Here is a 14,604-nt window from a genome sequence, read left to right as displayed (position 1 = left end):
CCGTAACTTACATCGCCCCTGTTACATGGTTCGATCCCATCGCAACCCTGTGGACAACGGATAAACGCGGCAGTTCGGCAGCGGCCGCTAGGGTGTCTGCCGTGGCGAACCTGCGGGAAACCCAGAAGCTGATGACGCGGCGGCTGCTTCTGGATCACGGGCTGACGCTCTTCCAGGAGAAGGGGTACGCGTCGACCACGATCGACGAGATCGCGGCCGCCGCCGGAACCACCCGGACCACGTTCTACCTGCACTTCCCGTCGAAATCGCAGCTCATGCAGGCGTTGATCACCGAGGTCGACGACATCCTGACCGGCGCCGACGACCCGTCGCTGGCCGAAGTCGTCGAACGCGGCGAGCGCGAACTGATCGAGCAGTGGATCAGCCGGAAGTTCGAGCAGTGGGCGTCGATCCGGGCGTACCTGGTGGCGGCCTACCAGGCGTCGGCCATGGAACCGGAGATCGCCGCGGCCCTGGAGGCCTGGTTCAAGACGACCACCGGGGCGATGCGGGAAGGGCTGGACCGGGCCGGGCGGTTCGACCCGGAAACCCGGAACATCCGCTGCGTGCTGGCCTTCGGGCAGTTCGAGTTCCTGGCCCGGCGGTGGTTGCGGACCGGCTGGACGTTCGATCGCGGGGCCGCGCTGACCGCGATGACCGACTCGTGGTGTCACCTGCTGGCGTGACCCGTCTTCCTTCATCTCCTTGTCGCGCGGTCACAGCCGGACGGAAGGGCGGGCATGACGTCGAACGTGGTCGTGGTGGGCGGGGGCATCGGCGGACTGGCCGGTGCGCTGGCGCTGAGCCGGGCCGGGCAACAGGTCATCGTGCTGGAACAGACGTCACACTTCGGCGAGGTCGGGGCCGGGATGCAGATCGCGCCCAACTGCACGCGGATCCTCGACGCATGGGGACTGCTCGACGAGGTGATGTCGCTCGGAGTGCGACCCGAGAAGATCGTCATGAAGGACGCGGTGGACGGGAGTGTGCTCAGCTCGCTCGACCTGCACGACGTGGAACGGCGGTACGGGTTCCCCTACCTGGTGATCCATCGCAGTGATCTGCACGGGGTCCTGCTGCGGGCCTGCGAACGGGCCGGGGTCTCGCTGGTCACGGACGTGACGGTGACCGGGTACTCGACGTCGGGGGTGGGGGCGGCGGCACTTCACGGCGGCGGCTCGTACGCCGGGGACGTGGTGATCGCCGCCGACGGGTTGCGCTCGACGGCGCGGCGGCGGTTCAGCGAGGACGAACCGGTGAGCTCGGCCTACGTCGCGTATCGGGGCGCCGTGCCGATCGATCGGGTGGCGGCGATGGACGTACATCTCAAGGATGTTGTGGTTTTTGTCGGTCCTCGATGTCATCTGGTGCAGTACCCGTTGCGGCACGGCGAGATGTTCAATCAGGTGGCCGTCTTCGAATCACCCGGGGCCGTGCTCGGGCCGGACGAACTCGATGCCGCCTTCCAGGGCACGTGTGCGCAGGTGCGGGCCGGATTGCCGCTGATGTGGCGGGATCGCTGGTGGCGGATGTACGACCGTGAGCCGATCATGAACTGGGTCGACGGGCGGCTGGCGCTGGCCGGGGACGCCGCGCACGCGCCACTGCAGTATCTGGCGCAAGGGGCGGTCATGGCGATCGAGGACGCGTGGGTGCTCGGGGCGCATGACGGGGACTGGGATGCGACGCTCGCGGCCTACAACGCGGTGCGGCCCGAACACTGCCGGCGAGTGATGACGACGGCTCGGGCCTGGGGCGAGTTCTGGCATCACGACGGGGCGAAGCGGGAGTGGCGTAACTCGGTCCTTCGGGGGCGGGACGTCTACGACTACTCGTATGTGGATTGGCTTTTCGGGGCGACTGCGCTGCGTCCGGAGCAGGAGCCACCGATGTTCCCGGTGGCCTGACGGCCGCCGTTGTTTCCGGCCGGCCCGTGGTTTCCGGCCGGCCCTTTGTTTTCGGCCGGACCCTTGTTGCCAGCCCGGCCCGCCCGTTGTTTCCGGCCTGCGTGGCCCGATTTTTCCGGTCTGCCGGGCGTCAGCCCAGAGCCGTCAATTGTTCTTCGAGGTGGAAGATCTGGTCGAGGACGAGCATGCCCTCGTCGGGGCGGAGTTCGCCCAGGACCGGGAAGAACTCGGCCATCGCGGCCTGCCAGCGGGCGTTGACCTCGGTGCGGGCCATCGCCGCCTGGATGCCGGCGAAATCGTCGGTCTCCAGGGTGCCGACGAGCAGACCGTCCGGCCGCAGGAACAGCCGATAGTTACGCCAGCCGGTCTCGTGGAGCGCGCGCAGCATGTCCGGCCAGACAGCGGCGTGCGCCTCCCGGTAGGCGTCCAACTTGCCGGGATCGACCTGGAGCGTGAAACAGACGTGGGTCACCTCGTGAAACGTATCAGTCAGCAGGTGGAGTGGAACAGACCTCCCACCTGAGTCGTCGCGGCCAGCTCGTTGTAGATCCGCACCGCATCCTCCGTCCCGGCGACGTGCACCTCCACGTCCCGCTCCCGAAGCAGCGCCAGCGTCGCCGGATCGACCTGGAGCACCAGGTCCATCCCGCGCGACAGCACCACCGTCGTAGCCCCGTTGTCCAGCAGCTCGGCGACGTCGGCGGGCTGGATGCCGGGGTCGTGCTGCGTCCCGGTCTCGTTCCAGTTCCAGGGCCGGCCGCCGCCGGGCCACAGCTTGAAATCCTTACCCTCGGGCAGCCCCTCGACCTGCATCTTCCCCCAGGCCACGGCGAGAACCGTCGGCGATTCCGCCATCCTCGTCCCCTCTCATACCTGCCGGTCGGGATCCCACTCGGCGCGCGCCCAGGCCGCCTCGAACTCGTCCCGCCCGATCTCCTGCTCGACCAGCTCCGGATCGTAGAAGTCGACGATCGGCGCGTTGATCGCCCAATCGTCGGCATCGTTCTTCAGCCACGGACCGTCCTCGGCGAGCAGCACCTCCCGCCGACGGCGCCCGTCGGCGCCCACCTCGAACAGGAACATCTCCGGCATGTCCTCGTCCCACCGGCGCCGCAGGTACAGGACGTCGCGCTCGGCGAACGCGCCGAACCCGCTCCGGCCCCGCTGCGCGTCCCGATCATCCCGCAACTCGTCGAGCCCGTCGGGCATCACCGCGGCGTCGACGTCCGCCTCCTCGATGTCGGGATCCGCCTCGGCCCGGCTCATCGTCTCGGCGTCATGAACCACCTCGACCTCGCGGAACGTCTCCCGGATCTCCCGCACGGACCTCGCCCGGATCCACCACCAGCTGCCGCCCATCCCGTAGTCGTGCACCACCAGGAAGCGTTGCTTCCCCTCCTCCGGGACCTCGGCCGTCTCCACCGAGCCGTCACTGCCAACCGCGTCCATCGCTCCCCCCTCTGTGTAAACGGCCATTCTCGACGAGAAGCGACCCAGACCGCGGTCAATTTCCCTGGCCGTCGGATGCCTGCTCGGCAGACTTTCCGCAGCGGCAGCCTGGTGCAGTCAGTCTTCTCGGCCGGCAGCAGCCTGGAGTGCCTCCGCGAGCCGGGCAGCCGGAGCCGGCAGCGGGTCGTGCAGCCAGGCCAGGGTCATCCGGCGCCCCTCGTCCGGGCCGCCGCGCACCGGCAGGACCCGCACGCCGTCCGGCGCCACCCCGGCCAGCACCGGCGGGATCGTGGTGAGCCCGCACCCGGCGGCAACCAAGTGCAGTTTCGCCAGCCAGTCCCGGGCGACGTGGGCGATCACCGGCCGTTCGTCGAGACCCGGCCACACCCCCATCAGCCGCTCGTTCCCGGAGCTCTGACCTGCGATCCACTCCTGTCCTCGCAGGTCAGCCACGTCCACGAACGAGCCACCGGCCAGCGGATGCGTGACCGGCACGGCAACCAACAGGCTGCGGTCGGTCAGCACCCGTGTCCGCAACGGCGGACCGTCGGTGTCCGGCGGCCGATGCGGCGGCTCAGTAGCGATCACCGCCAGGTCCACGCTGCCCGCGCGCAGGGCACGGATCAGCGCCGGCGTAGACCCCTCACGACTGGTCACGGTCACCGCTGGATGCGTACGCCGCAACTCACTCAACGCCCATGGCACCAGCCCAGCCCCGGCACTGGTGAACCATCCGAGCCGAACCCGGCCACCCGCGCCCGGCAGCCCGGCCAGCTCCCGTGCCGCCGCGTCGACCTGCTCGGCCACCGCGACCGCACGGCGCAGCACGATCCGTCCAGCGGGGGTGAGACGAACCCCCTCGTGCCGCCGCTCCAGCAGGTCAGTCCCCACGGCCCGCTCAAGCGTCGCAATCTGCCGGGACACAGCCGATTGCGTATAGCCCAGGGCGACGGCGGCTGCGGTGAACGTGCCGCGTTCCGCCACCTCCCGGAACACCCGCAAAGCTACCAGCGAGGCATCGGTGATCGCCATGACTTCTACTCATACCAGGTATGAGTAAATCTCGTTGGCCGCATGGCCCCGGCGTGCCTAACTTGGGCGCATGACTTCGCGAATCGCCCTGGTCACCGGGGCTACCCAGGGGCTCGGTACGGCGCTGGTCGCCGGCCTGGCCCAACGTCTGGCACCCACCGACATCGTCTACCTGACGGGCCGCGACGCGGCCCGGGTGGGCACGGTGGTCGCCGACCTTCCGGTCACTTCAGCTGAGGTACGGGGTGAGGTGCTCGACGTTTCCGACCCTGGTTCGGTCACCCGTCTCGCCGAGGAGATCAGTGACCGGCACGGCGGGGTCGACATCGTCATCAACAACGCGGTGATGCGCGTCGGCCCGGAAGACGACCCGCGCGCCGTCGTGCAGGAGTACACGGAGGTCAACAACTTCGGCACCACCCGAGTGATGCGCGCCTTCACCCCGCTGCTGCGCGACGGCGGCCGGCTGCTCGTCGTGGCCAGCTCGCTCGGCACCCTCACGTTCCTGGCCCCGGTGCTGCACAGTCGCTTCGACGACCTGACCTCGCTGGACGCCGTGGACGCCGCGACCGCGGCCTGGCGTGACCAGGTCCGTGACGGCAGCGCCCGCTCCGGCGCCTGGCCCGGCTTCGTGAACATCCCGTCCAAGATCGCTCAGGTCGCGGCCGTCCGCGCCCTGGCCGCCGAGCGTCGCGACGGCGACGCCGAGCGCGGCATTCTGCTGGCGTCGGTCTGCCCGGGGATGATGAACACGCCGACCTCAGCCCTGTGGTGGGACGTCAGCGACGCCCCGACGCCCGATCAGGCCGCCGGTCCGCTGTTGTCCCTGGCACTGGACCCGATCAAGCCCGAACACTACGGCGAGCTGGTCCGTGACGGTGCCGTCCTCCCCTGGCGACCGCCCTCATGACCAGCGCCAGTCGCCGGACCGGCTGACCCGGCCCACGATCATCGGGAAGCCGTCGACCACGGCGGTCCAGGCCGCCTCGACCTGGGTCTTTCCCTGGTGGAGGAGTCCGCCCCACGACCACTTCAAGCCAGGCACGTGCAGTGGCCTCCGTCCGGCCGCGGCGGCTCGCTGCAACATTCGGCGGCGGTGGCGGTACCGGTTGGCGTAGACGGTCGTTGTCCAGACGGCCACCACAGCAGCGAAGACGACCACGAGTAGGAGTGGGTGGTAGACCTTCGTCCAGAGCATCGCCGACTTGAACGCGTAGATCACGACGGCGACCATCGTGACTCCGACCAGGTCTGAATCTTGGAGGGCATCGATGGTCGCGATAGACCCTCGCAGCGCCCGCTCAGCTGCCCCTCAGCGGCACTCGCGCACAGTGTTCTCCGGGGCCCCTGGTGAGAATCCGCACGTGAGTGGTCATTTTCACGGCATACGGGTATGCGGAAGTGCGCTGTACTAAGCGGACAGACTGGGACGGGAGCAGGCAATGACTCAAGCAAGTCACCGCCAACGCGTGGTCGTGGTGGGGGCCGGTTTCGGTGGACTCTTCGCGATCAAGGCGCTGCGCAAGGCTCCGGTGGACATCACCCTGATCAACGGTACGGCGTACCACCTCTTCCAGCCGCTGTTGTACCAGGTGGCGACCGGGATCCTGTCCGAGGGTGAGATCGCCCCGCCGATCCGTGAGGTGTTGAAGAAGCAGGACAACGTCGACGTACGCCTCGGCTGGGTCTCCGACATCGACATCGAGAAGAAGGTCGTCTCGGTGTCCGGCCCGGGCATCGACTACACCGTGGAGTACGACACGCTGATCGTGGCGGCGGGCGCCTCACAGTCGTACTTCGGAAATGATCAGTTCGCCGATCACGCGCCCGGCATGAAGAGCATCGATGACGCGCTCGAACTGCGGGCCCGGATCTTCGGCGCGTTCGAGGTCGCCGACCTGCACACCGACCCGGAGACGATCCAGCGCTGGCTGACCTTCGTGGTCGTCGGCGCCGGCCCGACCGGGACCGAGCTCGCCGGGCAGATCGCCGAGCTGGCCCACCGCACGCTGCCCGGGCAGTACAAGCACATCGACCCGCGGAAGGCCCGGATCATCCTGGTCGACGCGATCGGGGCGGTGCTCAACACGTTCGGCGACCACCTGTCGGCCGGTGCCGAGCGGCAGCTGGAGAAACTCGGCGTCGAGGTGAAGCTGAACACCAAGGTCGTCGGTGTCGACTCGACCGGGATCGAGGTCGAGGACGCGAACGGCCGGCACACCATCCCGTCGATCACCAAGGTCTGGGCGGCCGGTGTCGCCGCGCCGCCGCTGGCCCGCAAGCTGGCCGAGTCGGCTGGGGCGACGACCGACCGGGCCGGGCGGGTGTTCGTGGAGAAGGACACCACGCTGCCCGGGCACCCGGAGATCTTCGTGCTCGGCGACATGATGAACCTGGCCGGCGCGGACGGGAAGCCGCTGCCCGGGGTGGCGCAGGTTGCCATCCAGAGCGGCCGGCACGCCGCCGACCAGATCAAGCGGCGGCTCAGCGGTAAGGAGACCGGTCAGCCGTTCAAGTACTTCGACAAGGGCAGCCTGGCGACGATCTCCCGATTCTCGGCGGTGGCCAGCATCGGCAAGGTGCACCTGTCCGGCTTCCCGGCCTGGGTGGTGTGGGTTGCGGTGCACCTGTTCTACCTGGTCGGGTTCAAGAACCGGGTGACCGCGGTGCTGCACTGGGCGGTCAGCTTCATCGGTCGCGGGCGCTCGGAGCGGGTGGCCACGCAGCAGCAGGCGTTCGCGCGGCGGGCCATCCGGGCGTATGGCGATCCGTTCGAGCGTGAGCGCGCGGAGGCCGTCACCGCCCACAAGAAGGAGCTCGCCGACAACGCCGCCGCCACGAAACCGGCCGAACCGGCAGCGGCATCGGCATCGGCATCGGCAGTCCCCAACCCGAACGAGCCTGCGGCGGCCCAGCCGGCCGAAACCGCGACGGCCCAGCCGGCCGACGGCACGGCGGCCCAGGCAGACGACGGCACGGCGACACACGAAGGCGACGGGGTTGCCCTGGACCCGGCCGGGACGGTTGAGCACGAGCGGGAGCGGGAACGCTCGGGCGTCCGGGAGTAGAGGCGCGGGTCGAGACGAGGGTCGGCGCAGGGATTGTGCTCCATCGCAGCACGGAGGGCGATATGCGCCGATCGCTCGGATCCGCTCCACTGGCAGCGAGCCGGCGAGGATCCTCTGCTGGCTGTGCAGCCGGCGAGGCTCGCCTGCCGGCTGCACAGCCGGTGGGGTTCCTCTGGCGGCGGCGCAGCCGGTTGGTTTCTTTCTGGCGGCGGCGCAGCTGGTGGGACGGGCTGGATGGTGGGCCGCTACCGGCCGTTCCGGCAGCTGTCTCACCTCGGGTGTCTCGAACCTGACCGTCGACCGGCGGTAACCCGGTGTTCGTTCACCAGGTAGCGTGTACCGGCCCCGCCCGGAAAAGGGGGGAGCGCACGCAACCGCAGGAAAGAGGCCCCGATTGATGCCGGTCACCGCCGAGACCGCTATGGCCCCACGGCAACCGGCGCTGGCCCCGGTCTTCGGGACCCTCACCCTGTTCACCGGGCGGATGGGGTCGGGCAAGAGCACCCTGGCGCTGCAGAACGCGTTCAACCGTCGCCAGGCCGGGCGGCCCGGGGTGTTACTGACCAGCCAGGATCGGGCCGGTGAGGGAATACTGTCGTCGCGGCTCGGGGTGACCGCCGACGCGATCGAGGTCAACCCGGAGATGGATCTGGCCGCGCTGGTCGCCGAGCGGGTGCCGGCCAGCGGGTTCGTGATCGCCGACGAGGCTCAGTTCCTCAGTCCGGATCAGGTGGAGCAGCTGGCCTGGGCCGCGGACGAGCTGGCGGTGGACATCGACTGCTACGCGATCACCACGGACTTCCTGTCGCGGCTGTTCCCGGGTGCGCAGCGCCTGGTCGAGCTGGCCGACGTGATCGTCCCCCTGCAGGTCGAGGTGACCTGCTGGTGCGGACGTCCCGGACGGCAGAATGCGCGGATCGTCGACGGCCAGGTGGCCCGGGCGGGCGAGCAGGTCGCGGTCGGCGACACGACGGAGACGTCCGCGGTCTCCTACCGTGTGCTGTGCCGCCGCCACTGGCGCAACGGCGAGCCCGGCCCGGTCTGAGAAACGCCACCGCGAGCCCCGCCCGGTCCGAGAAACGCCACCGCAAGCTCGGAAAACACAACTGCGAGCCCGAGACCGCGGGCCGAGAAGCCGCCGCTGACGCGACCGCGGGCCTGGGTCCGCCACGCAACGGCGGGCCGGCCTGACCGTTAGCACGTGCCCGTCCCCCACCACCGGCACGTGACGGTCCACATGTCGGCGGTCTGCAACCGCACCGAGCCACCGCTGTCGTCCAGCACCGCCCGCCCACCACCGAGTGGCACGTCGATCGACGCGCCCGCCGCCAGGATCGCCGGCTCGTCGAAGCGGTGCTGATGCCGCCCGCCGATCACCACGTGACCTTGCAGATCCACCGGCCGGTCGCTGATGTTGACCAGGGTGATCCGTTCGATCCCGCCGTACTTCACCTTCAGTTCGATCTTGCCGGTCAGCGGGCTCCCGCATCCGGACACGCACGGGTACACGAACGATTTCCGCAGGTCACCCTGCGGATCGAAGAGGTACGCCCCGTCTCCGGTCCCGGGGTGGACCGGGTCCACATCGGTGAGGATCTGCGCCGGTAGTCCCCAGTACTTGTCGGTCGCGCTGTCTCGCCCCTTCCCCACGTGCACGTAGATCCGCCCACCGGCCGGCACCACGGTCCCCGCCTTGAACGTGTACCGCCGCAGCCCCGAGTCGCGGACCCACCATCCGCTCAGGTTCACCGCCCGGGTCCCGCCGTTCCCGACCCGGATCCATTCGTCGCCGATGCTGTTGGCTGTCACGGTGAGCTTCGCGCCCACCGCCGGCCCAGACCCGCAGTAGTCGTCGTCCCACATCCCGTGACGTTCGCGTGCCGCGGCCGCCGATCCCCGTTCATAGGCCAGGTCCCACGCGCCCTCCCCCGGGAACGACAGCGCCAGCGCATGGCCGCGTCGCACCAGGTCGGAGCCGATGTCCACCCAGCGTCCGCCGATCTTCACCGCGACGGATCGCAGTGGTCGCCCGCGGCTGGCACTGGACGCGTGTTCCGCGGTCAGCCGTACGACGCCGTTACCGGCCCGGACCAGCTGTTCCACTCTCGCGGTGGCCTCCAGCGCGTGGCATTCGCCGCGGCGCCGGGCCGGGTTCGGCGAGTATCGGTGCTGTTCCATGGCCTGCACCCCGATCAACCGGATGGACCGCGCCTTCCCCTTGCCCACCCGCACGATCAGCGTGTCGCCGTCCGGCACCCAGGCGACCTTGCCGGTCCACACCGAGCAGCGCGGGCTCCCGGCGCCGGGCCGGCAGGCGACGGTCGCGGCCGACGCCGGCGCGGGCGTGCCGCCGACCATCAGGGCGACGGAGGCGACGAGGGAGGCGAGACGGCGCAGCATGCCTGCACGATCGGGACATTCCGGTCGCGGTTTGAGTTCGGTCGGGATGCGGCCCGGTTGCGGCACTCGTCAAACAGGGGCAGATTTCGGCGTACGAGAATGAAACGCCCGACGGAAGCAAACGCGACCGAAACGCCTATCAGAAGCGCACGAACACGAAACGCCCAGCAGAAGCGCACGAGCAGAGAAAGCCGCGCGGCACGAGACGCCCGGCAGTTCGGAAGGAATCCGCAGACATGGTCGAGTACCGCCCCTTCGGCCGCACCGGCGTGCAGGTCAGCAACCTCACGCTCGGCGCGATGAACTTCGGTCGCACCGGGAACCCGGATCATGAGGACGGCATCCGGATCATCCACCGCGCTCTCGACGCCGGCATCAACGTGATCGACACGGCCGACGTCTATTCGCAGGGCGAGAGCGAGGAGATCGTCGGCGAGGCCCTCGACGGCCGGCGCGACGACGTGTTCCTGGCCACCAAGGTGCACGGGCAGATGGGTACGAAGCTCAACCAGGGCGGCAACTCCCGGCGCTGGATCGTCACCGAGGTCGAGCGCAGCCTGCGCCGTCTGCGCACCGACTGGATCGACCTGTATCAGGTGCACCGCCCGGATCCGGCCACCGATTTCGACGAGACCCTGGGCGCGCTGAGTGACCTGGTCCGGGCCGGGAAGATCAGATACATCGGGACTTCGACGTACGAGCCGTCGGCGATCGTCGAGGGGCAGTGGCTGGCCGAGCGCCGGGGCCGGGAGCGCGTGGTCGCCGAGCAACCGCCGTACTCGATGCTGGTTCGTGGTGTCGAACGCGAGATGCTGCCGGTGGCCGAGCGCTACGGTCTGGCCGTCATCCCGTGGAGCCCGCTGGCCGGCGGCTACCTGTCCGGGCAGCGGCTGGAGGCCTGGAAGTCGTTGCGGGCGGAGCGGATCCCGGGCCGGTACGACACGTCGGCCCCGGCCAACCTGCCGAAGGTCGAGGCGGTCCGGAAGTTGCAGGCGCTGGCCGACGAGGCCGGGCTGTCGCTGATCCACATGGCGTTGGCGTTCGTGCTGAACCATCCGGCGATCACCTCGGCGATCATCGGCCCTCGGACCATGGAGCATCTGGAGTCGCAGCTGGAAGCCGCGAAGGTCACGCTGAGCGCGGACGTGCTGGACCGGATCGACGAGATCGTCCCGCCCGGCACGAACCTGAACCCGGCCGACGCCGGCTACCTGCCCCCGTCAGTCACCGACAGCAGCCGGCGCCGCCGCTGAGGAGCCGGCCGAACCCGAGCCGGTCGAACCCGAGCCGACAGGGTCCGGCGCCGCCGACGAACCGTGGCAGACCCGGTTGCGGCCGCCGCGCTTGGCCGCGTAGAGACCGGCGTCGGCCCGCGCCAGCAGTTCGGACTGGGTGTCCTCGGGCCGGGCCGGGGACACACCGATGCTCACCGTCACCGGCAGGTCGCCGGTCACCATCCGCCAGGGGTGGCCGGCGATCGTCTCCCGGACCCGGTCCAGGAACGTCATGGCCCGGGCGCCGTCCAGCCCGTTGACGACGAGCAGGAACTCCTCGCCGCCGAGACGGGCCGCGAAGCCGCCGGCCGGCTCGGAGGCCACGAGCAGACGGGCGACTTCCACCAGGACACGGTCGCCGGCTTCGTGCGTACACAAATCGTTTATTTGTTTGAAATGGTCGAGGTCGAGCAACGCGGCCCACAACGGGACCCCGGTCCGGTTGGCCTGCTCGATCAGGCCGGGGAGCTGTTCGTCGACGTAGCGACGGTTGCGCAGGCCGGTCAGCGGGTCGCGCCGGGCCTGCTCGCGGAACTGCTCGGCCTCCTGGCGGGCCTCGTTGACCTCGAACAGCGCCTGCCGGTTGCGGGCCTGCGCCTCGCGGGCGGCCGAGAGCACCTCCTTCTCGGCCGCGTGGAAGCGCTTGTGCTCGGCGAACGCCTGCTCGAAGGCGCCGGTCGCGGCGTACAGCTCGGCCTGCTCCTGCATGACCCGGACCAGGATCTCGCCGTGGCCGTGGGCCTCACACTGCTCGCGGCAGGCGTCCAGGGTCTGCTGCGCGTTGGTGAGGTCGTCGCGCAGCCGGCGGGTGATCGCGAGCGTGAGCAGGAATTCCGGCAGCGCGTCGGCTTCCAGGGGCGCGTCCGGGTAGCCGACGACGGCGGCGAGGATGGTCTCCTCGGCGTCCTCGTAGTGTCCGAGAGCGATCTGGATGCTGGCCACCGTGTCGAGGTCGTTCGGTTCGAGCCGCTGACCGTGGGCGACGGCGATGGCGCGCATCCGGCGGACCACGGTCCAGGCGCGTTCCGGCTCGCCCGCCAGATACTCCGCGTAGGCGTGATTGTTCAGCACCATGATCCGGTCACGGACGTTGGCGCTGTTCCGGGCCAGCTCCTCGGCCTGCCGGTAGCGTTCCCGGGCGGCGTCGATCGAGCCGGTCTCGGTGAGCGCGTCGGCATATTTGACCACGTAGGGTAACCGGCGCCGGGGCTCGACGGTCTCCTCCAGGGCCTCCACGGCGGCCACCGCGTGCTCCAGCAGGGCGGCCACGTCGCCCAGGTTGCGGTAGGTCCGGCCGAGCAGCAGGTGACTGCGAGCGATCAGGTAGCGGTTGCCGTGGCCGTGCGCCCATTCGTTGATCAGCCACATCGCCTCGGCGGCGGCCCGCAGTTCGCCGGAGCGCTCGGCCACGTCGGCCCGGATCAGGCGGGCGCGCATCCGGGCGACCTCGTCGGTCGTGTCCCGCTCGATCTCGGCGGCCCGGGCGGCCCGACCGGCCGGATCGCGCCCGACCCAGTCCTCCAGGTCGTCGAGCTCGGCGGCGGTCGTCACGCCGATCATCGTGCTCGCCCACGGCACGGTGAGCAAGGAACTCGTGACAACTAGTTCATACCCGTCACAGCGGTTTCGTTCCACCAAGGTCGTTAGCTAAGCTAAGCACCTAAGTAAGGAGCGCCGCTTGTCCCACGTTCCACGCCGCGCCCCTCGGGCGGGCATCCACCCCGATCCGACGAAGAGCTGGCTGCGCCGCGCCTGGCCGCTGCTCAAGTCCCACCGGACCCTGCTGATCACCTCGCTCGTGCTCTCGTTCATCGGGCTGATCGTCCAGGTGCAGATCCCCAACCTGGTCCGGGTCGGCATCGACCGGGCCCTGGTCGCCCACACCGCCGGGCTCGCCCGGTACGTGTGGCTGATCGCCGGCCTCGCCCTGGCCCAGGGCGTGATCAACTACCTGGCCCGGCTCTACCTGCTGCGCACGGCCTACGAGCTGGAGTACGACCTGCGCAGCATCGTGTTCAGCCACTTCATGCGGATGTCCTACGGCTTCTACGACCGCGTCCAGTCCGGCGAGCTGATGTCCCGGGCGACCTCGGACATCCGGGCCGTGCAGATGTACCTCACGTTCGGCCCGTCGATCCTGGTCCAGTGCATGATCGCGGTGATCGCGTTCATCCTGATGGTGTCGATCAACCCGCTGCTGGCCGTGGTCGCGATGCTGACCATGCCGGCGATCGCGGTCCTCGGCGTACGCATGCGCAAAGCGATCTTCCCGGTCTCCTGGCTGATCCAGGCGCGCCTGGCCGGCATCGCCACCGTCGTCGACGAGAACATCCAGGGTGTACGGATCGTGAAGGCGTTCGCGGCCGAGCAGCGTCAGGTCGACACCCTGGCGAGCGCGGCCGACCGGGTCCGCTGGGCCTACACGACGGACGCGCGGCTGCGCAGCCGGTGGATCCCGGTGATGGACAACATGCCACGGCTCGGGCTGGCGCTCGTGCTGCTGGTCGGCGGCCTGATGGTGCTGCGTGGACACGCGACCGTGGGGACGGTGGTGGCGTTCAACTCCTACGTGCTGATGCTGCAGCCGCCGTTCCGGATGCTCGGCATGATCATCATGATGGGCCAGCGGGCGGCCGCCTCCTCGCAGCGCATCTACGACATTCTGGACACACCCGCGGAGATAATCGACAAATCCGACACCATGAGCCCGGCCCCGCGCGGCGAACTCGCGTTGCGAAATGTCCGCTTTGCCTATCCGGACGGCACCACCGCGCTCGATGGTCTGGACCTGCACATCCGTCCCGGCGAGACCGTTGCCCTGGTCGGCGCCACCGGATCCGGGAAGTCGACGATCGGCCGCCTGGCCGCCCGCTTCTACGACGTCACCGACGGCCAGGTGCTGCTCGACGGCGTCGACGTCCGCGACTATCCCCTGGAAACGCTCCGCGACCGCGTCGGCATCGTCCCGGACGAGCCGTTCCTGTTCTCGGTCTCGCTGCACGACAACATCGCCTTCGGCCGCCCCGGCGCCACCCGTGAGCAGGTGATCGACGCGGCGAGCGCGGCCGGCGCCGACGAGTTCATCCGCGAACTACCCGAAGGCTACGACGCGGTGGTCGGCGAGCGCGGCTACACCCTCTCCGGCGGTCAGCGCCAGCGCGTCGCGATCGCCCGGGCGCTGCTGGTCAACCCGCCCGTGCTGATCCTCGACGACGCGACCAGCGCGGTCGACGTCCGGGTCGAGCACGAGATCCACGAGTCGCTGCGCACCCTGATGGTCGGCCGCACCACGATCATGGTGGCGCACCGGCTGGCCACGATCGGCCTGGCCGACCGGGTCGTCCTGATCGACGGCGGCCGGGTGGTCGCCGACGGCACCCACGCGTCGCTGCTGGCCACCGAGCCGCGATACGCGCAGGTCCTGGCCGCGTCCACCGAGGAAGAGGTCGTGGCATGAGCGAGTCGAACGCCAGC

General features: G+C 69.6%; 14 protein-coding genes. 7 read left to right on the top strand and 7 right to left on the bottom strand.

Going from position 1 to position 14,604, the window contains the following annotated elements; all coding sequences use genetic code 11:
* Positions 1-101: 101 nt before the first annotated feature.
* Both ACSHV8_RS04050 and ACSHV8_RS04045 read left to right on the top strand, forming a co-directional pair.
* Positions 102-686 carry a TetR/AcrR family transcriptional regulator gene (locus ACSHV8_RS04050; protein WP_436529492.1) on the top strand — a complete coding sequence of 195 codons (585 nt, stop codon included), beginning with the start codon at positions 102-104 and terminating at the stop codon, positions 684-686.
* 54 nt (positions 687-740) lie between these two features.
* Positions 741-1,907, top strand: coding sequence for an FAD-dependent monooxygenase (locus tag ACSHV8_RS04045; RefSeq protein WP_436529490.1), 1,167 nt, complete (start codon positions 741-743; stop codon positions 1,905-1,907).
* Between the two features lie 130 nt (positions 1,908-2,037).
* Here ACSHV8_RS04045 and ACSHV8_RS04040 read toward each other — a convergent pair whose 3' ends face one another.
* The 4 genes from ACSHV8_RS04040 to ACSHV8_RS04025 form a co-directional block, all read right to left on the bottom strand.
* On the bottom strand, positions 2,038-2,379 hold the full coding sequence (locus tag ACSHV8_RS04040) for an L-rhamnose mutarotase (RefSeq protein WP_436529489.1): 342 nt from the start codon (positions 2,377-2,379) through the stop codon (positions 2,038-2,040).
* 17 nt (positions 2,380-2,396) lie between these two features.
* Positions 2,397-2,762: an Mth938-like domain-containing protein gene (locus ACSHV8_RS04035; RefSeq protein WP_436529487.1), complete on the bottom strand. Its 366-nt coding sequence runs from the start codon at positions 2,760-2,762 to the stop codon at positions 2,397-2,399.
* Positions 2,763-2,774: 12 nt separating this feature from the next.
* Entirely contained in the window at positions 2,775-3,356 is a 582-nt protein-coding gene (locus ACSHV8_RS04030) for a hypothetical protein (RefSeq protein ID WP_436529485.1), read from the bottom strand.
* A gap of 117 nt (positions 3,357-3,473) precedes the next feature.
* Positions 3,474-4,388 (bottom strand): LysR family transcriptional regulator, encoded by a 915-nt coding sequence (locus tag ACSHV8_RS04025; protein ID WP_436529484.1) that lies wholly within the window; start codon positions 4,386-4,388, stop codon positions 3,474-3,476.
* 70 nt (positions 4,389-4,458) lie between these two features.
* On the opposite strand from ACSHV8_RS04025, the gene ACSHV8_RS04020 reads away from it, so the two are divergent.
* A complete protein-coding gene (locus ACSHV8_RS04020) occupies positions 4,459-5,298 on the top strand; it encodes an SDR family NAD(P)-dependent oxidoreductase (protein WP_436529482.1) in 840 nt (279 codons plus the stop codon).
* Here the strand turns inward: ACSHV8_RS04020 and ACSHV8_RS04015 are convergent.
* Positions 5,293-5,622 (bottom strand): hypothetical protein, encoded by a 330-nt coding sequence (locus ACSHV8_RS04015; protein ID WP_436529480.1) that lies wholly within the window; start codon positions 5,620-5,622, stop codon positions 5,293-5,295. The two genes, ACSHV8_RS04020 and ACSHV8_RS04015, sit on opposite strands and share 6 nt — an antisense overlap.
* A 208-nt stretch (positions 5,623-5,830) precedes the next feature.
* Here ACSHV8_RS04015 and ACSHV8_RS04010 point away from each other — a divergent pair, with 208 nt between their 5' ends.
* On the top strand, positions 5,831-7,456 hold the full coding sequence (locus ACSHV8_RS04010; RefSeq protein ID WP_436529478.1) for an NAD(P)/FAD-dependent oxidoreductase: 1,626 nt from the start codon (positions 5,831-5,833) through the stop codon (positions 7,454-7,456).
* 397 nt (positions 7,457-7,853) lie between these two features.
* Positions 7,854-8,501, top strand: coding sequence for a thymidine kinase (locus tag ACSHV8_RS04005; RefSeq protein WP_436529476.1), 648 nt, complete (start codon positions 7,854-7,856; stop codon positions 8,499-8,501).
* Between the two features lie 149 nt (positions 8,502-8,650).
* Here ACSHV8_RS04005 and ACSHV8_RS04000 read toward each other — a convergent pair whose 3' ends face one another.
* A complete protein-coding gene (locus ACSHV8_RS04000) occupies positions 8,651-9,856 on the bottom strand; it encodes a lamin tail domain-containing protein (RefSeq protein ID WP_436529474.1) in 1,206 nt (401 codons plus the stop codon).
* Between the two features lie 236 nt (positions 9,857-10,092).
* Here ACSHV8_RS04000 and ACSHV8_RS03995 point away from each other — a divergent pair, with 236 nt between their 5' ends.
* On the top strand, positions 10,093-11,109 hold the full coding sequence (locus ACSHV8_RS03995; protein ID WP_436529472.1) for an aldo/keto reductase: 1,017 nt from the start codon (positions 10,093-10,095) through the stop codon (positions 11,107-11,109).
* Here the strand turns inward: ACSHV8_RS03995 and ACSHV8_RS03990 are convergent.
* Positions 11,077-12,681 carry a diguanylate cyclase gene (locus ACSHV8_RS03990; RefSeq protein WP_436529470.1) on the bottom strand — a complete coding sequence of 535 codons (1,605 nt, stop codon included), beginning with the start codon at positions 12,679-12,681 and terminating at the stop codon, positions 11,077-11,079. The genes ACSHV8_RS03995 and ACSHV8_RS03990 overlap by 33 nt on opposite strands.
* Positions 12,682-12,808: 127 nt before the next feature.
* Between ACSHV8_RS03990 and ACSHV8_RS03985 the strand changes: the two genes are divergently transcribed.
* The gene (locus ACSHV8_RS03985) at positions 12,809-14,587 is read left to right on the top strand and encodes an ABC transporter ATP-binding protein (protein WP_436529468.1); all 1,779 of its coding nucleotides are present in this window, start codon (positions 12,809-12,811) and stop codon (positions 14,585-14,587) included.
* The last annotated feature ends 17 nt before the right edge of the window (positions 14,588-14,604 follow it).

This window comes from Actinoplanes sp. HUAS TT8 (assembly GCF_051380535.1).
Taxonomy (GTDB): domain Bacteria; phylum Actinomycetota; class Actinomycetes; order Mycobacteriales; family Micromonosporaceae; genus Actinoplanes.
Note: the sequence above shows the minus strand (reverse complement) of the source record. Positions and strands in the feature narration are given on the sequence as shown.

What these genes read in the sequence shown, in the direction of transcription:
- ACSHV8_RS04045 (WP_436529490.1), top strand. Translation starts at nt 741, where the DNA reads ATGACGTCGAACGTGGTCGTGGTGGGCGGGGGCATCGGCGGACTGGCC.
- ACSHV8_RS04035 (WP_436529487.1), bottom strand. Translation starts at nt 2,762, where the DNA reads ATGGCGGAATCGCCGACGGTTCTCGCCGTGGCCTGGGGGAAGATGCAG.
- ACSHV8_RS04030 (WP_436529485.1), bottom strand. Translation starts at nt 3,356, where the DNA reads ATGGACGCGGTTGGCAGTGACGGCTCGGTGGAGACGGCCGAGGTCCCG.
- ACSHV8_RS04025 (WP_436529484.1), bottom strand. Translation starts at nt 4,388, where the DNA reads ATGGCGATCACCGATGCCTCGCTGGTAGCTTTGCGGGTGTTCCGGGAG.
- ACSHV8_RS04020 (WP_436529482.1), top strand. Translation starts at nt 4,459, where the DNA reads ATGACTTCGCGAATCGCCCTGGTCACCGGGGCTACCCAGGGGCTCGGT.
- ACSHV8_RS04015 (WP_436529480.1), bottom strand. Translation starts at nt 5,622, where the DNA reads ATGGTCGCCGTCGTGATCTACGCGTTCAAGTCGGCGATGCTCTGGACG.
- ACSHV8_RS04010 (WP_436529478.1), top strand. Translation starts at nt 5,831, where the DNA reads ATGACTCAAGCAAGTCACCGCCAACGCGTGGTCGTGGTGGGGGCCGGT.
- ACSHV8_RS04005 (WP_436529476.1), top strand. Translation starts at nt 7,854, where the DNA reads ATGCCGGTCACCGCCGAGACCGCTATGGCCCCACGGCAACCGGCGCTG.
- ACSHV8_RS04000 (WP_436529474.1), bottom strand. Translation starts at nt 9,856, where the DNA reads ATGCTGCGCCGTCTCGCCTCCCTCGTCGCCTCCGTCGCCCTGATGGTC.
- ACSHV8_RS03995 (WP_436529472.1), top strand. Translation starts at nt 10,093, where the DNA reads ATGGTCGAGTACCGCCCCTTCGGCCGCACCGGCGTGCAGGTCAGCAAC.